The 22110-nt window shown below is 35.7% G+C and carries 13 protein-coding genes; 12 read left to right on the top strand and 1 reads right to left on the bottom strand.

Annotated features, from left to right (window positions below):
* Positions 1-88 precede the first annotated feature (88 nt).
* From M0M44_RS15690 to M0M44_RS15710, 5 genes are all read left to right on the top strand, one after another.
* Positions 89-724: a GNAT family N-acetyltransferase gene (locus M0M44_RS15690; RefSeq protein WP_248726503.1), complete on the top strand. Its 636-nt coding sequence runs from the start codon at positions 89-91 to the stop codon at positions 722-724.
* Between the two features lie 59 nt (positions 725-783).
* Positions 784-2988, top strand: coding sequence for a TonB-dependent receptor (locus tag M0M44_RS15695; protein WP_248726504.1), 2205 nt, complete (start codon positions 784-786; stop codon positions 2986-2988).
* A 191-nt stretch (positions 2989-3179) separates the two neighbouring features.
* Positions 3180-3908: a CPBP family intramembrane glutamic endopeptidase gene (locus M0M44_RS15700; protein ID WP_248726505.1), complete on the top strand. Its 729-nt coding sequence runs from the start codon at positions 3180-3182 to the stop codon at positions 3906-3908.
* Positions 3909-3957: 49 nt separating this feature from the next.
* Positions 3958-5118, top strand: coding sequence for a sensor histidine kinase (locus M0M44_RS15705; protein WP_248726506.1), 1161 nt, complete (start codon positions 3958-3960; stop codon positions 5116-5118).
* Complete coding sequence (locus M0M44_RS15710; protein ID WP_248726507.1) at positions 5118-5825, top strand: LytR/AlgR family response regulator transcription factor; 708 nt, start codon at positions 5118-5120, stop codon at positions 5823-5825. Before M0M44_RS15705 ends, M0M44_RS15710 begins: the two co-directional genes overlap by 1 nt.
* Positions 5826-6148: 323 nt before the next feature.
* On the opposite strand, the gene M0M44_RS15715 is transcribed toward M0M44_RS15710, so the two are convergent.
* Entirely contained in the window at positions 6149-10078 is a 3930-nt protein-coding gene (locus M0M44_RS15715) for a hybrid sensor histidine kinase/response regulator transcription factor (RefSeq protein WP_248726508.1), read from the bottom strand.
* 396 nt (positions 10079-10474) lie between these two features.
* Between M0M44_RS15715 and M0M44_RS15720 the strand changes: the two genes are divergently transcribed.
* From M0M44_RS15720 to M0M44_RS15750, 7 genes are all read left to right on the top strand, one after another.
* Positions 10475-13489: a SusC/RagA family TonB-linked outer membrane protein gene (locus M0M44_RS15720; RefSeq protein ID WP_248726509.1), complete on the top strand. Its 3015-nt coding sequence runs from the start codon at positions 10475-10477 to the stop codon at positions 13487-13489.
* Between the two features lie 16 nt (positions 13490-13505).
* Positions 13506-15029, top strand: coding sequence for a RagB/SusD family nutrient uptake outer membrane protein (locus tag M0M44_RS15725; protein WP_248726510.1), 1524 nt, complete (start codon positions 13506-13508; stop codon positions 15027-15029).
* Positions 15030-15304: 275 nt separating this feature from the next.
* Entirely contained in the window at positions 15305-16480 is a 1176-nt protein-coding gene (locus M0M44_RS15730; protein WP_248726511.1) for a cellulase family glycosylhydrolase, read from the top strand.
* Between the two features lie 112 nt (positions 16481-16592).
* Entirely contained in the window at positions 16593-17639 is a 1047-nt protein-coding gene (locus M0M44_RS15735) for a glycoside hydrolase family 43 protein (RefSeq protein WP_248726512.1), read from the top strand.
* Between the two features lie 203 nt (positions 17640-17842).
* Positions 17843-19651 carry a glycoside hydrolase family 2 protein gene (locus tag M0M44_RS15740; protein ID WP_248726513.1) on the top strand — a complete coding sequence of 603 codons (1809 nt, stop codon included), beginning with the start codon at positions 17843-17845 and terminating at the stop codon, positions 19649-19651.
* A 101-nt stretch (positions 19652-19752) separates the two neighbouring features.
* On the top strand, positions 19753-20775 hold the full coding sequence (locus tag M0M44_RS15745; RefSeq protein ID WP_248726514.1) for a glycoside hydrolase family 43 protein: 1023 nt from the start codon (positions 19753-19755) through the stop codon (positions 20773-20775).
* 23 nt (positions 20776-20798) lie between these two features.
* Entirely contained in the window at positions 20799-21977 is a 1179-nt protein-coding gene (locus M0M44_RS15750) for an aldose epimerase family protein (protein WP_248726515.1), read from the top strand.
* Positions 21978-22110 lie beyond the last annotated feature (133 nt).

Consider the following 22110-nt stretch of genomic DNA (forward strand, 5'->3'; position numbering starts at 1 on the left):
GAAATAAAGATCGATTCGTTAACTTAATGGTTTTTACAGTAGTTCTTTTTATCACCGTTATGCTGATTGCTAAAATAGTTTAGGTATCATGAAAACTATTGAGTATAGAAAAGAGGCAACTGTTCTTTCTTCCAATGAAAAAGCTGCCGAATCTTATGATTTTATTTTAGAAGAAACAAAAGCCGAACATGTTTTTTATCTAAATGAAATCTGCCAAGAAACATTATTATCTGCGAAAGCCCGCGGAACAGGAATCTCAAGTAGACCTCCCGAACTTCTTGAAAAAAAGATGAGAGAAGGTGAAGCCATTATCGCAATTACAGGAGATGGAAGATGGGCAGGTTTTGCTTTTATATCTTCGTGGGAAAATGGCAAATATGTTTCTAATTCTGGATTAATTGTCGCACCAGAGTTTAGACACACCGGACTGGCAAAAAAAATTAAAAGAAAAATTTTTGAATTCAGCCGTAAAAAATACTCAGAAGCACTTATTTTCAGCCTAACGACAGGTCTTGCCGTTATGAAAATGAATCACGAACTTGGATTTGAACCCGTTACTTACTCTGAATTGCCAAACGATGAACTTTTTTGGGAAAACTGTAAAAGCTGTATCAACTGTCCAATTTTATTAAGCAAGGGCAGAAAAAACTGTTTGTGTACCGCTATGCTGTATGATCCGAAGAAAAAGAGCTCTACTGTTTCAGATTTTCGACAAATAAGCTGAAAAAATCTTTTTTATGCTATTTTTGCGCTCAAATTATCAAATTAGTTACCAAAATAGCAATGAAATCTTTATCAGCCCTTTTCTTTTTTATTCTTTCTGTTTCTATCCATGCACAATCTGTCAACGGTATTGTAAATGATGGAAGCGGAAAATCTTTATCAGAAGTATTAATTCGTGATTTAACCTCAAAAACACACGCACATACTGATGCCAATGGAAAATTTACATTAGAAGGAGTTGAGGTAAATGATAGTTTGCTGATTACAAAAAAAGGATTTTCTCCTCAAAAAATTAAACTTGCTTCTTTTGATTTTTTAACGATTTCAATAAATGAAAAGCCTTTTTTACTAGAAGAAGTTAAGATTAGTAATAATTTAAAATACCTAAATACTATTTCTAAAATTGATTTTGAAATCCAACCAATTTCAAATTCTCAGGATCTGCTGCGAAAAGTTCCAGGACTTTTCATCGGTCAGCATGCAGGAGGAGGAAAAGCAGAACAGATTTTCTTAAGAGGTTTTGACTGTGATCACGGAACCGATATTAATATTACAGTTGATGGAATGCCAGTAAACATGGTTTCGCACGCCCACGGGCAAGGTTATTCCGATCTGCATTTTGTGATTCCAGAAACAGTAGATAATATTGATTTTGATAAAGGAGCCTATTTTGTAGATAAAGGCGATTTTACAACTGCTGGATATGTTGGCTTTAATACTAAAAATGCTTTACAAAACAGCTCTATTTCTTTTGAAGGCGGGCAGTTTGATACCTTTCGTACTGTTGCTATGTTTAATTTATTGAACAAAGAAAACCAATCGGCTTATTTTGCGGGAGAATACATGATGACCGATGGCTATTTTGATGCTCCACAGAACTTTAACCGAATTAATTTGTTTGGAAAATACAATGCTAAAATGGAGAACGGAGATCGTCTGGCTCTTTCGGTTTCACATTTTAAAAGCCAGTGGGATGCCAGCGGACAAATTCCGGACCGTGCGGTAAACGACGGAACAATTTCGCATTACGGAGCAATTGATTCTAATGAAGGAGGAAACACCGACAGAACCAATTTCAATCTACAATACGATGCAAAAATTGACGAAAATACGCATATTAAAAGCAGTGCTTATTTAAGCAAATATGACTTTGAACTGTATTCTAATTTTACTTTTTTCTTAAACGATCCTGTTAACGGTGATCAGATTAAACAAAAAGAAAACAGAACTATTGTAGGTTTTCAGTCTGAATACGATCAGAAATTAAACCATAATTGGCGTTTTAAATTTGGGGCAGGGCTTCGAAATGATCATAATAAAGATGTAGAGTTATCTCACACATTGAACAGAAAAACAGTTCTAGAGTATTTGAGTTTAGGAACTGTAAACCAGACCAATTTGTTTAGTTATTCAAGTCTTGATTTTACAGCAGGAAAGTGGTTAGTGAATGGAGGATTGCGTTTAGATTATTTCAAATTTGGGTACGAAGATCAATTGTCTGCAACTTATACCAATCAGACGCAAACCAAAGCAATTGTGAGTCCAAAATTGAACTTTTTGTATACTCAGAATGATAAATTAAACTATTTCCTGAAATTAGGAAAAGGATTTCACAGCAACGATACTCGAGTAGTGGTGGCGCAAAAAGGAGAAAAGATTCTTCCAGAAACGTATGGAGCAGATTTAGGGATCAATTGGAAACCATTTCCACGCATGATTGTTAATTCAGCAGTTTGGTATTTGTATTTAGCACAGGAATTTGTTTATGTGGGAGATGAAGCGGTTGTTGAACCAAGCGGAAAAACAGAAAGAAAAGGTTTCGATTTTGGTTTCAGATATCAATTGACTAATTGGTTATTCTGGAATACCGATTACACATACACACACGCAAGAGCAATTGATGAGCCTAAAGGAAATGATTATCTTCCATTAGCTCCAAAAAATACTTTAATGAACGGAATTTCGGTAAAAGATCTAAAAGGATTTTCAGGAAGTTTGAGAACCCGTTTCTTAGGCGACAGACCAGCAAACGAAGACAATTCGGTTGTAGCAAAAGGTTATTGCATTACCGATTTTTCTGTGAATTATCAGATAAGAAAAGTTTCAATCGGTGTAAACATCGACAATATTTTCAATACAAAATGGAAAGAAACGCAATTTTTAACCGAATCAAGACTGGCAAATGAAACCGATCCTGTCGAAGAAATTCATTTTACAGCAGGAACTCCGTTTAATGCACGTTTGATTTTGAAATACACATGGTAGAGAATTTAGGCAATTAGAAAATATGCCAATTAGAGTAATTATCTAATTGGCCCATTTTCTAATTATCTAATTCTATTATCGTCTAAAATAACATTTTCACCGAGTAGATTGTATGTTCTACCGATCACAATTTTAATTGATATACTCGCGATATACTTTTGATCAAAATTAAAACCTTAAAAATCAAAATTATGTCATTATTTACACCTCTTCTTTGGATTTTGTTAATCGCTCCGATTATTGTGATCGCGTGTTTCAAATCGGAAAAACCGAATTTAAAATATTTAGGATTCTTTATTTTATATTTTCTTGCAGATGTATTTTTACAGGCTTCAGGAAAACAACTCATAAATCTTGATTTAAAGTTCAATTGGGCAGGAAAATTTCTGAGCTTAGTTTTAGGATTGCTTATAATCTTTTCAGTATCAAAAGAAGAAAGAATTAAAATCGGATTTACTTCTAAAACCAATTCAAAAGCAAGCTTGAAATTCGGATTATTGGTTTTCTTCGGATTCACTTTGTTCGACATTATTTTTAAGCTCATTTTATTTCCAAAAGGAAATGCCTTCAATCTAGAAACTTTTCTTTTTCAAGCCACAATGCCTGGATTAACAGAAGAAATTCTTTTTAGAGGAATCTCTTTGTGGCTTTTAGACAAAGCTTTTGCGCCAACATGGAACTATCGAGGCATTAAATTTGGCTGGGCGTTTGTTATCGTAACGGTTTTATTTGGAGTTTCTCACGGAGCAATTCTGGATCAGGATTTACATTTAAAATTAGATATTATTACAATGGTATACTTAACCTTAATTTCTTCATTAAGCGTTGGTATTTTAAGACAGTTTTCTGGAAATCTTATTTATTCTATTCTAGGGCATAACACGATTAATTTGATCAATGCGGTTATTAGAATTTTATAAAACCTGCCAAATTAAAGTTATATTTGAAACTGCTTTACAAATCTTTTACATGCCAAATACCACATCGACTTCGGGATTTTTTTTAGATAAAATGGCGCCGCTGAATTTTGATCACTTTTTCACTAAAAGAAATCGAATTTTATTGCACGTTTTTATGTGGTTTGGGTTTGCTGTATTACTCTTTCTAAGTTATGTTATTGGCTATCATTTAATGTACTTTGATGCCGTTCTGCTTACATTGAGAATGGCTGCGGTAAATATGATTGTGTTTTATATGCTGTTCTATTTACTGTTGCCAAAGATATTTTCAGGAAGTAAAACCCGAATTATAATGCTGCTGCTATTGGTTTTTCCAGTTTCCATATTTGTCTGGATGGCGGCAACGTATTTTATTTCACTGTTATATCATGCTTTAGGTTTTGAAATTACTTTTGGAGAACTGAAAGATGTCATTAAAAAGAGTGCAAACCAAACTTTTCTAGAAGCAGTTTCTCCAAAAAGAATGCTTTCGCAGACCATAATTATTATCTCATTGCTTTCGCCTTTTTGTTTTGCTAAAATATTGGTAGAAATCACGAAATTGTACAACAAGAAATTTCAAATTGAAAGAGAAAAAACAGCTTTAGAAATTCAGAATATTCAAATTGAGAAAGACTTTCTGAAAGCACAGTTAAATCCGCATTTTTTATTTAATACCTTAAATAATCTGTACGGATTAACGGTTAGAAAAGACAATCTGGCTCCAGAATTAATCTTGAATCTTTCGGATATTATGAGCTACACGCTCTACGAATCGAATACCGAAATTGTCCGTTTGGAAAAAGAATTGGATTTCATCAAAAATTATATCGCTTTAGAAAAAATGCGTTATGCAGATGATGCCAATATTCAAGTTACTATTGAAGGACAAACTGCAGGACTTTTTGTTGCACCGCTTCTAACCTTTACTTTTATTGAAAATGCTTTTAAATATGGTTTAAAAAGCAAAAATGCTTTTGTAAAACTCGACATTAAGATGGAAAACAATAATTTTTGGTTTAGCTTAGAGAACGATTCGGAAGCAACGGAAAATGATTCTGATTTTGGCGGAATAGGAGTAGAGAATGCCCGTAAACGTTTAGAATTGCTGTATCCCGATCAATATAAATTAGAAATTAAAAGACTGGAAAACTCGTTTAAAGTCGATTTAAAAATAGTTTTAAGAAAATAATGGAAAAACTGACATGCATTGTTGTAGACGATGAACCAATTGCAAGAGATATTATCGAATCTTTTATTGCTGAAATTCCGTTTCTGGAACTAAAAGACTCGTTTGCAGAAGCTTCTAAAGCATTATTGTTTCTGCAGGAAAATGAAGTTGATATAATTTTCAGCGACATCGAAATGCCTAAATTTAATGGTTTAGAATTGGCGCAGTCGCTTACGAAAGCTCCAGTTATTATTTTTATCACGGCACATCGCAATTTTGCTTTGGAAGGTTTTGAAACCGGAGCAGTCGATTATCTGTTAAAACCCGTTCGTTTTGATCGTTTCTTGAAGGCGGTAAATCGCGCCAAAGAATATCTTTCACTAAAGAAAACAACTTCGGTTCATCAAATCAATTCCGATCGTATTTTTATTAAATCGGATGGAAAACTGATTAAAATTCTTTTGAGTGAAATTCTTTATGTCGAAGCGCAGGGCGATTATCTGAAATTTGTTATTAATGGCGGCTCGTACACTACTTTAGGAACATTAAAGTCAATGGAAGAAGTGCTGAAACTGCCCATGTTCTTTCGGGTGCAGCGTTCTTTTATTCTAAATCTCGAAGCGGTGAGAAGTCTCAACGGAAACGTGGTCGAATTGATTGATGGAAAAACCATTTCTGCGGCGTTGAATAAAAAAGAGGAATTGTATTCGTTGCTAGGGATTAAGTAGTCTTTTTAACGCAGAGTTCGCAAAGGATTTACGAAGAGAAACGCAAAGTTTTGGAGTTACATTTTATTTTAAAAGGTCACAGAGCGATAGTAAAAAATTCCAATTTTAAAACATAGCGCGCGGTTTCAACCGCGGAAACGCCCAGAAATACATTGTGTAATTTACGTTGTGTTCCCTCGGTTGAAACCCCGAGCTATGTTTTATAAAACAGATAAATAAAACCTTACGGAAAAATTGTATTGAATTTTTCATAAAACCATAAAGCGAAAAAAAACTTTGCGTCTCTGCGACTTTGCGAGAGTTATTTAAGCTACTTAAAAAACTTATCTATTTGCATTGATATAATCCGTTGGCGACATATTAAAATGCTTTTGGAAATTTCGCCCAAAGCTAGTTTGCGATTTATAGCCTACCATTTCTGCGATTTCGTACATTTTATAGTTTTCGTTTAATAATAGTTCTGCAGCTCTTTTTAGTCTTACGATATTGATTAATTCATTCGGACTGAGATTTGTAATGTCTTTAATTTTTCGGTATAAAGTCGAACGACTCATATTCATGATTTCGGCAAGCGATTCTACACTTAAATCCTGATCGGTAATGTTTTTAAGAATTTCGTCGTCGAGTTTTTTCAAGAACTTTTCGTCAGTTTTATTATGGGCAATGCTTTTAATGTGAGAAAGTGGAGAACTTGCATAATAATTCATAATCTGTCTGCGGTTTTCGATTAGATTGTTGGCTTGCACTTTCAGATAATCCATAGAAAAAGGTTTTGCTACGTAAGCGTCTGCACCAACTTCAAGTCCGTCGATTTGTGATTTCAGCGAATTTTTAGCTGTTAAAAGAATTACTGGAATATGACTCGTTTCCAGATTGGTTTTAATCTTTTTACACATTTCAATTCCGTCCATAATTGGCATAGTCACATCAGAAATGACCAGTTGGATGTTTTGATTATGAATGATTTTGATGGCTTCTTCGCCATTTTCTGCTTTTAGAACAGTGTAAGTTCCAGCCAATTCAGTAGTAATAAAACTCAGAAGATCTTCATTGTCTTCCACCACCAAAATCTGAGCTTTTTCGTTTTTAATTTCAACAGTTGCTTTTGGAGTTTCATTTTCCGTCTGTTCTTTTTCAGCATCGGCGTAAAGCATAAATTCTTCTTCTTGATGCAAAGGAACAACCAATTCGAAGATATTGTAATTCGCGTCTTCAATCAATTCTAAACTTCCGTTGTGTAACTGCGCTAGAGAATGCGCTAACGAAAGTCCGATACCAGTCCCTGAAGCGATACTGTTGTTGTCAACTCTAAAAAACGGTTCAAAAATCTTGTGTTTTAAATGAATTGGAATCACATTTCCGTCATTTTTTACAATTAAATGGAGTTTCTTTTCATCTCTGAATAAAGAAATGAAAACCTTTTTATTCGAATATTTAATAGCGTTGTTGATCAAATTGCTCAAAATCTTTTTGAAAGCTTCTTTATCAACAAAAGCATGTATGTCTTTTTCGCCTAACTCCAATTGAAATTCCAGTTCGCGTTCTTCAATTAGCTGGCTGAATCTCAAATGGAAATTTCGAACCATCGAAGAAATATTCGCTTCGACGAAAGTCAACTTCAAACCGCCGATTTCAGATTTTCTAAAATCCAGTAATTCATTTACCAGTTTCAATAAACGCGAAGTGTTTTTCTTCATGATCGAAAGATGCTGAGGCACTTCTTCCGATTCGTATTTCATACCTAAAAGCTTTTCCAGCGGACCTTTAATCAAAGTCAAAGGCGTCCTGATTTCGTGCGCTACATTCGTAAAAAAATCAATTTTTGCCTGATAGATCTCTTTCTCTTTTTCGTCGTTTAAATGCTTTATTTTGCGGTTATTCTTAATCTGAGTCAGATTTTGAGAATAACGGATAATATAATACAATCCGGCGCAGAATAAGATAAAATACAATATATACGCATAAGTGCTGGCATAAAATGGAGGCAGAATGGTAATTTTGAGTTTTATCTCTTTACTCCAAACCCCAAAACTATTCAAGGATTTTACTTTAAAAACATAATCGCCCGGCGCCAGTTCGGTAAAGAAAACTTTGTTGTTTCTTCCTAAATAAACCCAGTCATTATTGACGTTTTCGAGCTGAAACCAATATTCGGTCAATTCTGGTGCGGTATAGTTTAAAGAAGCAAACTCCAAATTAAAAGTCGACTGGCTGTTGTTGAGTTCCAGTTCGTCCAAAAACGAAATAGATTGCGAAATAGGAGAGTCTGGGCTATTTACCTCAATATCCTTATTATTAATCTGAAGATTGGTAATGTAAATAAAAGGCGTGTATTTATTTTTGCTGAAATGCTTCGGATTGAAACTGATCATTCCGTTTAGATTTCCAAAATACATATCGCCGTTTGCATCTTTAAAAGCCGAATTGTAATTGAACTGATCGCTCAATAATCCGTTAGCGGTGGTAAAAATCTTGATTGCTTTATGATCTGGACCAAATTTTACCAGACCTTTGGAAGTTGTCAGCCACAGATTTTTCGAATCATCTTCCAAAATAGAATAGAAAACATTGCTTGGCATTCCGTTTTTGGTTGTGAATTTGGTAAAAGTGTGGTTCTGTCTGTTTACGAGATTCAGTCCGTTTTCGGTGGCAATCCATAGGTTTTTTGAACTGTCTTCAAAAATGGCATTTATTGTGTTGTTGCTTATTCCTTTTGGATTTTTATAATCATACGTAAAAACTTCTTTTTTCTTTGTTTTCGGATTATAAAACAACAATCCGTCGCGGTAACTTCCAGCCCAGAGATTGCCATCGCTGTCTTCTTTCATATTCGTATAATGATAAGTTTCTGGAAAGAATTTCAGTATTTCAAAATTATCGGCTTGTTCATTGTAACGGTAAAGTCCAGATGTCGTTACAACAATCAGGTCATTGTTTTTCATTTCATAAAAAGAAAAGATAAAATTGCTATGCAATCCGCTTTGGCCGTCATTTGCGCTGTAATGTTTGATAATTGCGCCAGAATTTCTGTCTAGAACATCCAAACCATGCTCAAAAGTTCCGACCCAGATTTTATCTTTTCGAGGCATTAAAGCATGAATATTATAATAAGAAACCGGATAAGTAGTGAACTTTTGTGTTTTCGGATTAAAACGATTTAAGCCCGCATCTTCGGTTCCGATCCATAAATCGCCGTGATCGTCTTTGTGAATTTCTCTAACTGCGCTTCCGCTGATGGAGTTCTGATTGTTCTGCGGAAAATACTTTTTAAACTGTGTATACTGTTTCTGATGGTAATTGACACCTCCAAAATACGTTCCAATCCAGATTCCGTTTTCTTTATCGATAGTGATCGAGTAGGCCGCATTGTCTGAAATCGCATAGGGATCGTTGTATTTTTTTTTAAGATTTATAGCCGTTTTGGTTTTCAAATTATAAACATAAACGCCTGATTCGCTTGCAATCCAAAGTTCATCATTGCCTTTTTTTCTGAATTGACGCACGAAAACCGGTTCTTTGATTCCAAATTTAAGTTCACTTGTGGTTTTGTCTTTTCTATTATATAGCAGTACACCGTGATCGAGTGTACCGATTATGATATTTTCGCGATCAACGGCATAAATAACCGTAATTCTAAAATTAGCTTTATCTGCCGGAGGATTTAATGGAATATTCTCAAAAGAAAGGTTTTCTTCCGAATAATGATAAATTTTATTTAAAGAAGAAGCCCAGATTTCGCCTTTATAATCCTTTGTAATCGAAGTTGTGATAAAATATTTGCTCGGATTAAAAGTGGTTGTTTCTCTCTTTTTTGGTGCATACTTATACAAAATGTTGCCCGAAACAAACCAAATGTTGTCTTTCTGGTCGTGATTGATGTCATTAATACGATCATTTATGGCTTCATTCAAAATCGTAAAGTTGTCGTGCTTTTTGTCGTAATGATACAAACCTTTATCAGTTCCAACCCAGATCGTACCGTTATGTTCGTGCAGCGACTGTATATAATTGCTTCCTAAACTATGTATCGGATCTCCATTGCTTCTGTACGTTTTAAAACGATAGCCATCAAAGCGGTTCAAACCATCTTTGGTTCCAAACCACATAAAACCATCATTATCCTGAATTGAGGTTAAAACAGTGTTGTTTGAAAGTCCTTCTTCAACCTGAAAATGTTTAAAATAATAATCTTGCGCATTCGAAAAATTTATCGAAAAAAAGCTGAAATATAAAAAAAGAAAGAATTTACGCATAGGTCTGTTTTTAAGGCTAAAATCAATATTTCTGCATATCGTCTCAATATTCTACAAAATGTTGCATCTGAATGAAAACGGACTGTTTTTAATACAATTTGAATCATTTAAGAGAGATATTGACACAAATGAAGCATTTTATTTTGAATAAAAAGCGTCTACTTTGAATTTTCAAATAAGCGATATTGATAATTTTTTAAGGATAAAAATATACTATCAATAAAATAAAGTTTGAAAAATCTAACCATTAATAATTTTGAAACAAAATGAACAATTTTTTACAACCAAAGAATATTAGTTCTTTTTTTGCCCGTATTCCAGACGATTAAAAAAAGAGCAATATTTCATTAAACCAAACCACAAAAAGAAATAAAACTATCTAAAATGCAAAAATCAATGAAAACAAAGTTCACTCACTTTTTAACGAAGAGATATTACCTCTTGGTTTTCTTTAGTTTATTACTGCAGTCTGCTTTTGCCCAGCAAATCAATGTTACGGGAAAAGTAACCACCGCAGACGGACAAGCGGTTCCTTTTGCAAATGTTTTGATAAAAGGAACTCAAAATGGTGCTGTTACTGATTTTGACGGAAGTTATAAAATTTCAGCCAATGGAAATCAGACACTAGTTTTTAGTTCGCAGGGCTATAAAACAATCGAAATTGCAATCAATAACAAAACTTCTATAAATGTTACAATGGCAGAAGATGCCATGAAACTCGAGGAGATAGTGGTTGTAGGTTACGGATCGCAGCAGAAGAAAGACCTTACGGGAGCTGTTGCGTTAGTTAAACCAGACGAAATTCAGAAAAGACAGGTTACGACAGTTGCAGACGGGCTTCAAGGCTTGGTTACAGGAGTTAAAGTTCGCGGTGGCGGACGCCCAGGACAAGAAGCCAATGTTGAAATTCGCGGACTTAAAAATCTTCAAAATACAAACCCACTATACGTAATTGACGGTTTGGTGACTTCTGCAAACAGAGACTTTAACCCGAATGACATTGAATCGATTCAGGTTTTAAAAGATGCTTCTGCAGCAGCGATTTACGGTTCTCGAGCTGCAAATGGTGTAATTATCATTACGACGAAAAAAGGTAAAAAAGGACCGCTTCAGGTTGAAGTATCAGCAAAAAGCAGTCTTCAGGTTATGCCTCGCTACGATTTGATGGGAACTGAGGAATTTGCCAAATACAACAACATGGCTTATGATAATGCTGGATTTCCGAGACAAAACTTAAATATGGCTGTTAATACAGACTGGCAGGATGCAACTTTTCAAACGGGAATAATTCAGGATTACAATGCAAGTTTTTCTGGCGGAAATGAGAATTCGACTTTTTTTATGTCTGGAAATTATTTTGGAAATGAAGGAACAGTTATCGGAACCGATTTTGACAGAATTTCATTCCGTGTCAATTCAAGCGGTACAAAAGGAATTTTCAGTATTGGAGAAAATTTGGCCATAAGTAATGCGAAAACAGATGAAATGTCTGGAAATCCAATTATCGATGTTTACAGAATGACGCCAACAATTCCGCTTTACGATCCATCTAATCCTGGCGGATATGGCTACGGAAAACAAGGTGTTGCCGATACTTTTGGAACAAACCCTCTAGCGTTGGCTGATTTTTCTAACGTGACTAATCAAAATTTTAGAATTAGAGGAAACATTTGGTCAGAATTAAAGTTTGTGCCTTGGCTGAAATACCGTTTCAATTTTGGGTATGAAACGAGTTTCGATTCTTATAAATACATGAGAAAAAAAGGAAGCTGGACATTAAACCAACCTCAAGATCCTTCTCAAACCGATCAAAATAAAGGAAGATCAGAAACTTTATTATTTGAAAACACGCTGACTTTTAAAAAAGAATTTGGCAAACATGACATTACGCTTTTAGTGGGTCAGACGTATCAAAAAGACAATTACGATCAGATTTACGGAACTAAAAGAAATCTTCCAATGAATTCTGGAACTGGACAGTATTATGAGGTTTTAAACCAAGGAGATTCACCAGTTGTTGGAGGTTTCATTAACGAAGCGGCTTTAACTTCATATTTAGGAAGGTTAGAATACAATTACGATAACCGCTATTTGTTTAATGCCGTAATCAGACGTGACGGATCTTCAAGATTCAGCGATGGTAATAAATGGGGTAATTTTCCTTCTATTTCTGCGGGATGGAGAATTAGCAACGAATCTTTTTTTAAATCGGAATTTATTAAAGATTTAAAACTAAGAGCGAGTTATGGTGAATTAGGTTCTGGAAATATTAGAGAATACGAATCTAAAAGCTTCATTAATAATTTCGGACAGGTGGTTTTAGGTAAAGACCAAACTTTATATCCTTCTGCAACTCAGGTAAAGCTATCTAACTCACAATTGCGTTGGGAGAAATTAAAACAAACCAACTTTGGATTGGATTTAGGAGTTTTAAATAACGATTTACGCCTTACAGCAGATTATTTCATTGCACGCACAGAAGATGTATTATTTGGTTTTCCAATCTTATTGACTACAGGAAACGATGGCGGAAATCCGATTTCTAATGCTGCAACGGTAGAAAATAAAGGTTTTGAGCTTGAACTGGCTTACAGCAAAAAAATCAATGAGTTTTCTTTTAATGCTTCGGTAAACTTCACAAAAGTAAATAATAAGCTGGTTTCTTTAGGTAACGGACAAAACGAAAACATTATTGGAAACACAATGACTCGCAGCGGAAGCCCAGTAGGAATGTGGTATGTTTTGGAAACGGATGGATTATTCCAAAATCAGCAGGAAATTGACAATTACAAAAATGCTGACGGGAAAGTTATTATGCCAAACGCTGTGCCTGGAGACATTCGTTTTAAAGACAATAATGGAGACGGGCAAATTACAAACGAAGACAAAGCGATTGTTGGAAGCCCGTGGCCAGAATTTGAAATGGGGTTAAATGCGGGAGCTGAATATAAAAACTTTGATTTTTCGATGAACTGGATTGCTTCAAACGGAGCTACAGTTTACAACGGATTTAGAAGTGTTGTCGATCGTTTTGATGACAATAGTAACTACAGAAAAGGTATTCAGCCTTGGACACCTGAAAATCCAAATACTGATTTTCCTAGAGTTACAAAAGGTTCAACTTTAAATTCAAGAGGAGATAGTGACCGTTTCTTAGAAAGCGGCAATTTCATCAGACTAAAATACATTGGTTTTGGTTATAATCTTCCAAGCAGTGTCTTAGAAAAATCAGGAATTACAAGAGCAAGATTGACTTTATCTGCACAAAACATTCTAACAATCACGAAATACAAAGGTTTAGATCCTGAGTTTAGCAATACGGGTGATAATAGAATTTTTGAAAGAGGTGTTGATAATGGTTCTTTCCCGAATCTTCAGACTTATTCTTTTGGTGTAGAATTTAGCTTTTAATTAAAAAAATAGCGTAATGAAAAAAATAATCATAATAACCGCAGCTTTTTTAGGTCTTGTTTTTACCGCTTGTGAAAACGAATTAGACTTAAACAGCCCAAATGATATTACAGTAGACCAATATTGGAAAACGGAGAGCGATGCACAAGCCGGTGTAAACTCTATTTATGCCATGTTTTACAAAGACGGTTTGTGGGCCAGATGGATTTATTTTCGTCTGGATCTTACTTCTGACGAAGGTTATAGCGTAAGTCCGTGGACAGAATTGGCAGATTGGACAAGATTCAATTATATCAATTATAATTTTTGGGAAGGAAATGCTGTAACGTGGAGAGATACGTACAAAGCCATTTTTAGATGCAATCAGGTTTTGGCCAATGTTCCGAATATCACTTTTCAGAATGAAGATGATAAAAAGAAAATTATCGCACAAGCAAAATTCTTTAGAGCCCTGCATTATTACTACGCAGCTGTAATTTGGGAAGATGTGCCGTTGGTTTTAGATCCGTCTACGCCAGCAGATTTGCCAAAACAAGTAAAAGTAGCCGAAATCTGGGCGCAAGTAGAAAAAGATTTGAATGAAGCCTTTGAAGATTTACCAAGAGATTGGGCAGCTGATCAGTTAGGAAGACCAGACAAAGGTGCGGCAAAAGCTTTTCTTGCCAAAGTATATATGCAGCAGCACAAATGGCCTGAAGCAAAAGGAGCTCTGGAGTTTTTAATTTCTGGAGCAGGAGCGAAGTACAGTTTGGTGTCTAACTACAGAGATAATTTTACGGATACAAATGAAAACAACGGAGAATCTGTTTTTGAAATTCAATTTGGAGACCAAAGAAAAGGCGGAACTGATGAGGCACAAAATGCCGCAGTTTCGAGCAACCGTTCTCAGTTTTTTGCGCCAAGAGGAATTGGATGGTCTGACGGGCAAGCGCGTATCTGGTTAGTAGATGCTTTTAAACAAGAAAACAATAAAGACGGAAAATTGGATGAAAGGTTAAGATGGACTTTATTCTATCCTCAGTTATTAGCTGATTTTGGAGACAAAACATACGGAAGAAACTGGGAGTGGAACAATAATGAAGCTTGGTTTAGAAAAGGGAGCCGTGATTATTACAGAAATAACGAAGATTATTACAGTCAGGTAAACTACAGATTGGTTCGTTATGCGGATATTTTATTGCGCTACGCGGAAGTTTTAAACGAATTGGGAAGTACTGCTGAAGCGTATCAGTATGTAGATTTAGTAAGAGCTCGTGCAAACATGAATACATTGGCAACAGCACATCCTGAAATTGGAACCGATCATGACAAATTCTTAGAGCGTTTGAAAACGGAAAGAGTTTTGGAATTGTGTGGAGAAAGTGTTCGATGGGAAGATTTAAAACGTTGGGGAGATTTAGACACTCAAACTTCTGTTGATAAAATTGCACTTCGTGATTCAGATTTTAAAAACTTCACAGTTGGTAAAAATCATAGAATGCCAATTCCGCAAAGTGATGTAGATAATAATCCAAATCTAGAGCAAAACTCTGGATATTAACAATATGTATTTGGTGAAATTGAACAGAATTTAATTTTAACACATACAAACATAGTTTTTATTGCTTCTGCTTAAGGTTGTAGAAAAAGCAAGCTTTAACACATAGTCTATGTTTATTATCTAAGTGAAACGCCTTTATGCGTAAAGAAGAGCTATGTATCTATGTGTTAAAAACAATTTCATCCAATGGTTAAAAACTGATTTTATGGGAATCAGATGTACAAGTCTGATTCCCTTATTATAAAGAACAATCGTTCAAAAAAAATAAAATTGAAATGAAGAAAGTAAAATTGTGTCTGACATTTATGTTAGCAGGACTCGTATTGCTTAGCTGCAACAATAAAAAAAGTAATCCTGAAGAAAATAAAAGCGAAACCGCATCAATAGAAAAAAGAGAAATCTGGACAAAAGATCAGGCCAATGAATGGTATGCAGAACAGCCGTGGCTAGTAGGCGCAAATTATTCTCCTAGCACCGCTATAAATCAGTTAGAGATGTGGCAGGAAGATACTTTCGATCCGAAGAGAATTGATCAGGAATTGGGTTGGGCAGAAAATTTAGGCATGAACGTTATGCGAGTGTATTTGCATGATTTATTACATCAGCAAGATGCTGAAGGTCTTTACAAGCGCATGAACACTTTTTTAGAAATCGCAGACAAACACCATATTAAAACTCTTTTTGTTTTGTTTGATTCTTGTTGGGATCCGTTTCCTGCTTTAGGAAAACAACGTGCGCCAAAACCGCATACGCACAATTCAGGATGGGTACAGGCTCCGGGACAAAAAGCGCTTCAGGATAAAACGCACTATCCTCGTTTGGAAAAATATGTAAAAGAAACTGTTGCAAAGTTCAAAGACGACAAACGTATTTTAGGCTGGGATGTTTGGAACGAACCAGATAATATGACGGGACCGTCTTACGAAAAAGTAGAAATTAAAAACAAAGTCGATTTGATTCTGCCACTTTTAAAAGATGTTTTTGTATGGGCGAGAGAAAGCAATCCTTCACAACCCTTGACTTCTGGAGTTTGGGTTGGAGATTGGAGCGATGAAGCAAAAATGAAGCCAATGCACAAAATGCAGATTGAACAATCTGATATTGTTTCTTTCCATAATTACAACACACCTCAGGATTTTGAGAAAGTCATCAAACAATTACAGCGTTACGGGAAACCATTAATCTGTACAGAATACATGGCAAGACCAAACGGAAGCACTTTTGAAGGCTTTTTGCCTCTTGCGAGAAAATACAACGTAGGAATGATCAACTGGGGATTTGTAGACGGAAAAACACAAACTAAATACGCTTGGGACAGCTGGACTAAAACTTACACTGCAGAGCCAAAACTTTGGTTTCACGATGTATTGCACACAGATGGAACGCCATATATAAAAGCTGAAACCGATTTGATTAAGAGAATGACGTCTGAGGCGAACAAGAAGAATTAGATAATGTGTCAATTTGATAATTAGAAAATTGTTTTGCCACAGATTTCACAGATTAAAATGATTAAATCTTTTCTAATCTTCTCATCTGTGGCAAAAAAAAAACTTAAGCGAAATGAGAAAAAATACAACAAAACAGCTCTTTTTAGCAAGTATATTATGGTTTAGCTTTTATGCGAATGCGCAACAGCCGAACCCTCCTGGGCAGGTAAAAGGAAACGAAAAACCAAAAAACGAAGCCTATCTTTTTGCGCACATGACGCACAGCGATTACGGCAGACTGTATTATTCTGTTAGTTTGGATGGACTTCATTGGGAAAATCTGAACAACGGAAAACGCGTTTTTGAAGATTACAAAGGACATCCCGACATCTGCAAAGGGCCAGACGGGAAATATTATATTGCAGGAAATACAGGAGACGATGCCAAAAGCATCAATATCTGGGTTTCGGATGATTTGATTACTTGGAAAAAACACTCCGATTATACGCCAGATTTAAAAAGCACGCCAGATTATTCAAACGCTTTACAGCGAATTGGAGCTCCAAAATTATATTATGATGAGCCTTCTCAAAAGTTTATCATGACTTGGCACACGCCACATTTGGAAGGAACAAAAGAAGATGGCGAACGTTATTGGGCAAGTCAGCGTACCTTGTATGTTTTGTCTAAAGACTTAAAAACTTTCGAAGGAACTCCAAAACGTTTATTCGATTGGGATATGGGAACGATTGATGTTTTTATTCGTAAAGTCGGCGATTCTTATTATGCCGTTATTAAAGACGAAACCTATCCAACTTTGTATTGGACAACCGGAAAAACCATCCGAATTGCCAAATCAAAATCCCTTTTAGGACCTTATTCTTTGCCCCAGCAATCTATCAGTCCAAACTTTAGAGAAGCGCCTATGCTTATTCCTTCTCCAGATGATAAAATATGGTATATGTACTACGAACAATATCCAGGTGTTTCGTACGGATTATCGATCGCTGATAATCTCAACGGACCTTGGTTTCAAGCCTCTGGCTATACTTTTTTCTCAGATTGGGACAAATACAGTCTCCCAGAAAAAGTACGCCACGGCTGTATGATTACAATCTCTAAAAAAGAATATGACAGTTTGGTGAAGAAATTTGGAATTGTGAAAGATGTTAAAAAGTAAAAAGTGAAAAGTGAAAAAGTGAAAAGTTGAGAGGAAAAAACTCAGTCTAAAATTTTGCATTTCACATCTCACATTTCACAATTAATAAAATGGTTAGTTAAGTTAGTTTGGTAATTATCGGGCTTATGTGGAGATGAGCCCGGTAATTCATTTTGATTTAGAAGAAAATCATGGCATTTACAAAATGCCTAAAAATATAGAACATGAAAAGAAAAAGCATCCTTTTTTTAGCCTTGTTATCGATGTTTGCGGTTAGTGCGCAATGGAAGCCGCAGGGAGATAAAATCAAAACCAAATGGGCAGAGCAGGTTGATCCGAATAAAACTTTACCCGAATATCCCCGTCCGATTATGGAGCGCGGCCAATGGAAAAATCTGAATGGTTTGTGGAATTATAGCATTCAAGAATTTGGAAAAGTGGCGCCTTCAAAATATGACGGGCAGATTCTGGTTCCGTTTGCAGCCGAGTCGAGCTTGTCTGGAGTGATGAAAGACGTGGGAGCTAAAAACGAACTTTGGTACGAAACACAATTTTCGATTGAATCAGGTTGGAACGGAAAAAAAATCCTTTTGCATTTCGGAGCTGTAGATTGGAAAACAGAAGTTTTTGTGAATGATGTAAAAGTCGGTTGTCATACTGGGGGATATACGCCATTTTCGTTTGATATTACGCCATTTATCCAAAAAGGAAAAAATCAGAAACTGGTAGTAAAAGTTTGGGATCCTTCCAATGATGGGCCTCAGCCAAGAGGAAAACAAGTTAAAAAGCCAGAAGGAATCTGGTACACTCCCGTTACGGGAATCTGGCAGACGGTGTGGATTGAACCTGTAAATGCTAAAAACATTACAGAATTAAAAACAACGCCCAATATCGATCAAAACACCATCAGCATTAAAGCTGAGGTAAATGGAGCAGAAAAAGGAGATTTGGTAGAAATTTCTGTTTTCGATAATGGAAAAGAGATTGCTAAAGAAAAAGCGGTTGTGGGTGAAAGCAATGATATTGTTTTGAATGCACCCAAATTATGGTCGCCTGAAAGTCCGTTTTTGTATCAGACTAAAATTCGTTTAATCAGCAAAAATAAAGTGGTTGATGAGGTAAAAAGTTATTTTGCGATGCGAAAAATTTCGTCTAAACGAGATGAAAATGGAATCGTGAGAATGCAGTTAAATAACAAAGATTATTTCCAGTTTGGGCCTTTAGACCAAGGTTGGTGGCCTGACGGATTGTACACCGCACCAACAGATGAAGCTTTGAGATATGATATTATTAAAACCAAAGAATTAGGTTTTAATATGATTCGTAAACACGTGAAAGTAGAGCCAGAACGCTGGTATACGCATTGCGATCAGTTAGGAATTCTGGTTTGGCAAGATATGCCGAGTGGCGACGATCAGCCGATCTGGCAAAACACAAAATATTTTACCGGAACAGAATTAGAGCGTTCTGCAAAATCAGAAGAAATCTACAGAAAAGAATGGAGAGAGATTATGGATCATTTGTATTCATACCCAAGTATTGTGGTTTGGGTTCCGTTTAACGAAGCTTGGGGACAATTCAAAACCGTTGAAATTACCGAATGGACGAAAAATCATGATTCTACACGTTTGATTAATTCTGCGAGTGGCGGAAATCACTTTCAAACAGGAGATATTTTGGATTTACACAATTACCCTGGCCCAGAAATGTATTTGTACGATGCAAGAAGAGTTACGGTCTTGGGAGAATATGGGGGAATCGGACTTCCGCTAGAGGGACATTTGTGGAGAGCAAATGACAACTGGGGTTATGTTAAATTTAAAAATGCAGGTGAAGTTACCGCTGAATACATAAAGTACGCTGAAATGCTTCGAAAATACGTTAAAACGGGATTCTCGGCTGCAGTCTATACTCAAACAACCGATGTCGAAGGCGAAGTGAACGGCTTTATGACTTATGATCGAAAAGTTGATAAGATGGATTTTAAAGCGGTAAATAAAGTCAATACAGAAGTTATAAATGCTTTGAATTAGAGTTAAAATTTATTTCTCCCCACAGATTTTGCAGATTACGCTGATAAAAAAAATCTGCACACTCTGCGAGAGAAAATTCAAAGACTAATAAAAAACTAAAAATGAAAAAATATCTAATCCTCTTGCTTTTCACAACGATAAGTTTTGCACAGCAAAAAACATTTACTAACCCAATCCTTCCATCTGGAGCAGATCCTTACAGCACGTATTACAAAGGCTATTATTACTACACCAATACGCTTGGAAACAAATTGGTTTTATGGAAAACGAAAGACTTGTCGGGTATTAAAAACGCAGAGAGCAAAGTGATTTGGACACCGCCCAAAAACACCAATTATTCGGCAGAAATCTGGGCGCCAGAGTTTCATATCATCAACGGAAAGTGGTATTGCTATTTCGCAGCCGATAATGGCGATAACAACAATCACAGAATGTATGTTTTAGAAAATAAATCTTCAGATCCGTTTAAAGGGAATTTCGAGTTTAAAGGCAAAATTGCGGCGAAAACTGACAAATGGGCAATTGACGGGAATGTATTTGAGCATAAAAAACAGGTTTACATGATTTGGGCAGGTTGGGCAGGCGACAAAAACGGTCAGCAGAATATTTACATTGCCAAAATGAAAAATCCGCTTGAGATTGATGGCGATCGTGTTATGATTTCTGCGCCAACAAACTATTGGGAAACGCATGGCGCTTTGCATGATGAGGTAAATCCGTCGCAAGTAAATGTGAACGAAGGACCGCAGTTTTTGGAAAGAAACGGTAAAATTTTCATTGTTTTTTCTGCAAGCGGATGCTGGACTGATTTTTATGCTTTAGGATTGTTAAGCTTTAATGGCGGAGATAATTTGCTAGATGCGAATGCTTGGAAGAAATCTCCAGAGCCTATTTTCAAGCAATCAGAAAAGAACAAAGTTTATGCGCCAGGACACAATTCATTTTTTAAATCTCCTGATGGAAAAGAGGATTGGATTTTATATCACGCCAATTCAAACCCGGGAGAAGGTTGCGGAAACAAAAGGTCGCCAAGAATGCAGAAAATTGACTGGGATGCTAACGGATTTCCTGTTTTAGGCGAGCCAGTTAGTGAAGGAACGCCATTGGCTATTCCATCAAATTAAAAATCATTTCAAAAGATATAAAAATGAAAAATATTCAAATTGCCGCAGTTTTGTTGCTGGTACTTTTCCAATTCAGCTGTAAAGACAGTAAAAAAGAAAATGCGGTTTTAAAAGAAAACACAGAAATCAAATTAGATTCAGTGAAAACGGTTTTAGAGGCCAAAAATTTTGATACAATCATCGATGGTAAAAAAGTCACGTTGTATTGGATTGAAAATAAAGATGTGAAGGCTGCTTTTACCAACTATGGCGGACGATTAATAGGTTTGTGGGTTAAGGATAAAAACGGAAAACCGACTGATGTTGTAGTCGGTATAAATAGTGTAAAAGGCTTTAAAAACGCAACAGAACCTTACTTTGGTGCTACAATCGGAAGAGTTGGCAACAGAGTTGCATTAGGAAAATTTACGCTCGAAGGAAAGCAATATCAGATTCCACTTAATAACGGAAAAAATGCGCTACACGGTGGTGTAAAAGGTTTTCAGGACGTTGTTTGGAATGCTGAAAAGACAAACGGGAACACCTTGGTTTTTACTTATGCTTCGCCAGATGGAGAGCAAGGCTTTCCTGGAAATCTGAATGTAAAAGTGACTTATTCGGTCACAGACAACAATGCTGTAAAAATGGAATACGAAGCGTCAACAGATAAAACTACGGTTGTCAATTTAACCAATCATGCCTTTTTCAATTTGAATGGAGAAGGAAGCGGGACAATTCTAAATCATCAATTACAAATTTACGGAGACAAATTTACGCCAGTTGATGAAGGCTTGATTCCGACTGGCGAATTGAAATCGGTAAAAAATACGCCATTCGATTTTACATCAAAACATAAAATTGGTGAAAGAATAGAAACCAATAACGAACAGTTGAAATTCGGAAAAGGTTATGACCATAATTACGTGCTTAATACAGCGAAAAAAGATGGGTTTATTCATGCCGCAACAATTACAGGAGAAGTTTCAGGTATTACTTTAGATATTTACACAGAAGAGCCTGGAATACAATTTTATAGTGGAAATTTCATGCAAAGCAAAAACACCTTTAAATCAGGTGCTAAGGATGATTTTAGAACTGCTTTTGCCTTAGAGACACAGCATTTTCCTGATGCGCCAAATCAGCCAAAATTCGCGCAAATAACATTAAAAGCAGGAGAGAAGTATCATACTGTTTCTTTGTATCAATTTTCATCTGAAAAGTAATAAGTTTTGAGTTAGAAGTTAGCAGTAAAGAACCATTTTTTAAGGAAGATTTTAAAGCTTATTTTTTCCGAAATCAAGATGCGGATTTTTGAGTAAAATAATGGTTTTTAGCTTCAATTTCTACTATAGAGGT

It is taken from the genome of Flavobacterium humidisoli (genome assembly GCF_023272795.1).
GTDB lineage: Bacteria > Bacteroidota > Bacteroidia > Flavobacteriales > Flavobacteriaceae > Flavobacterium > Flavobacterium humidisoli.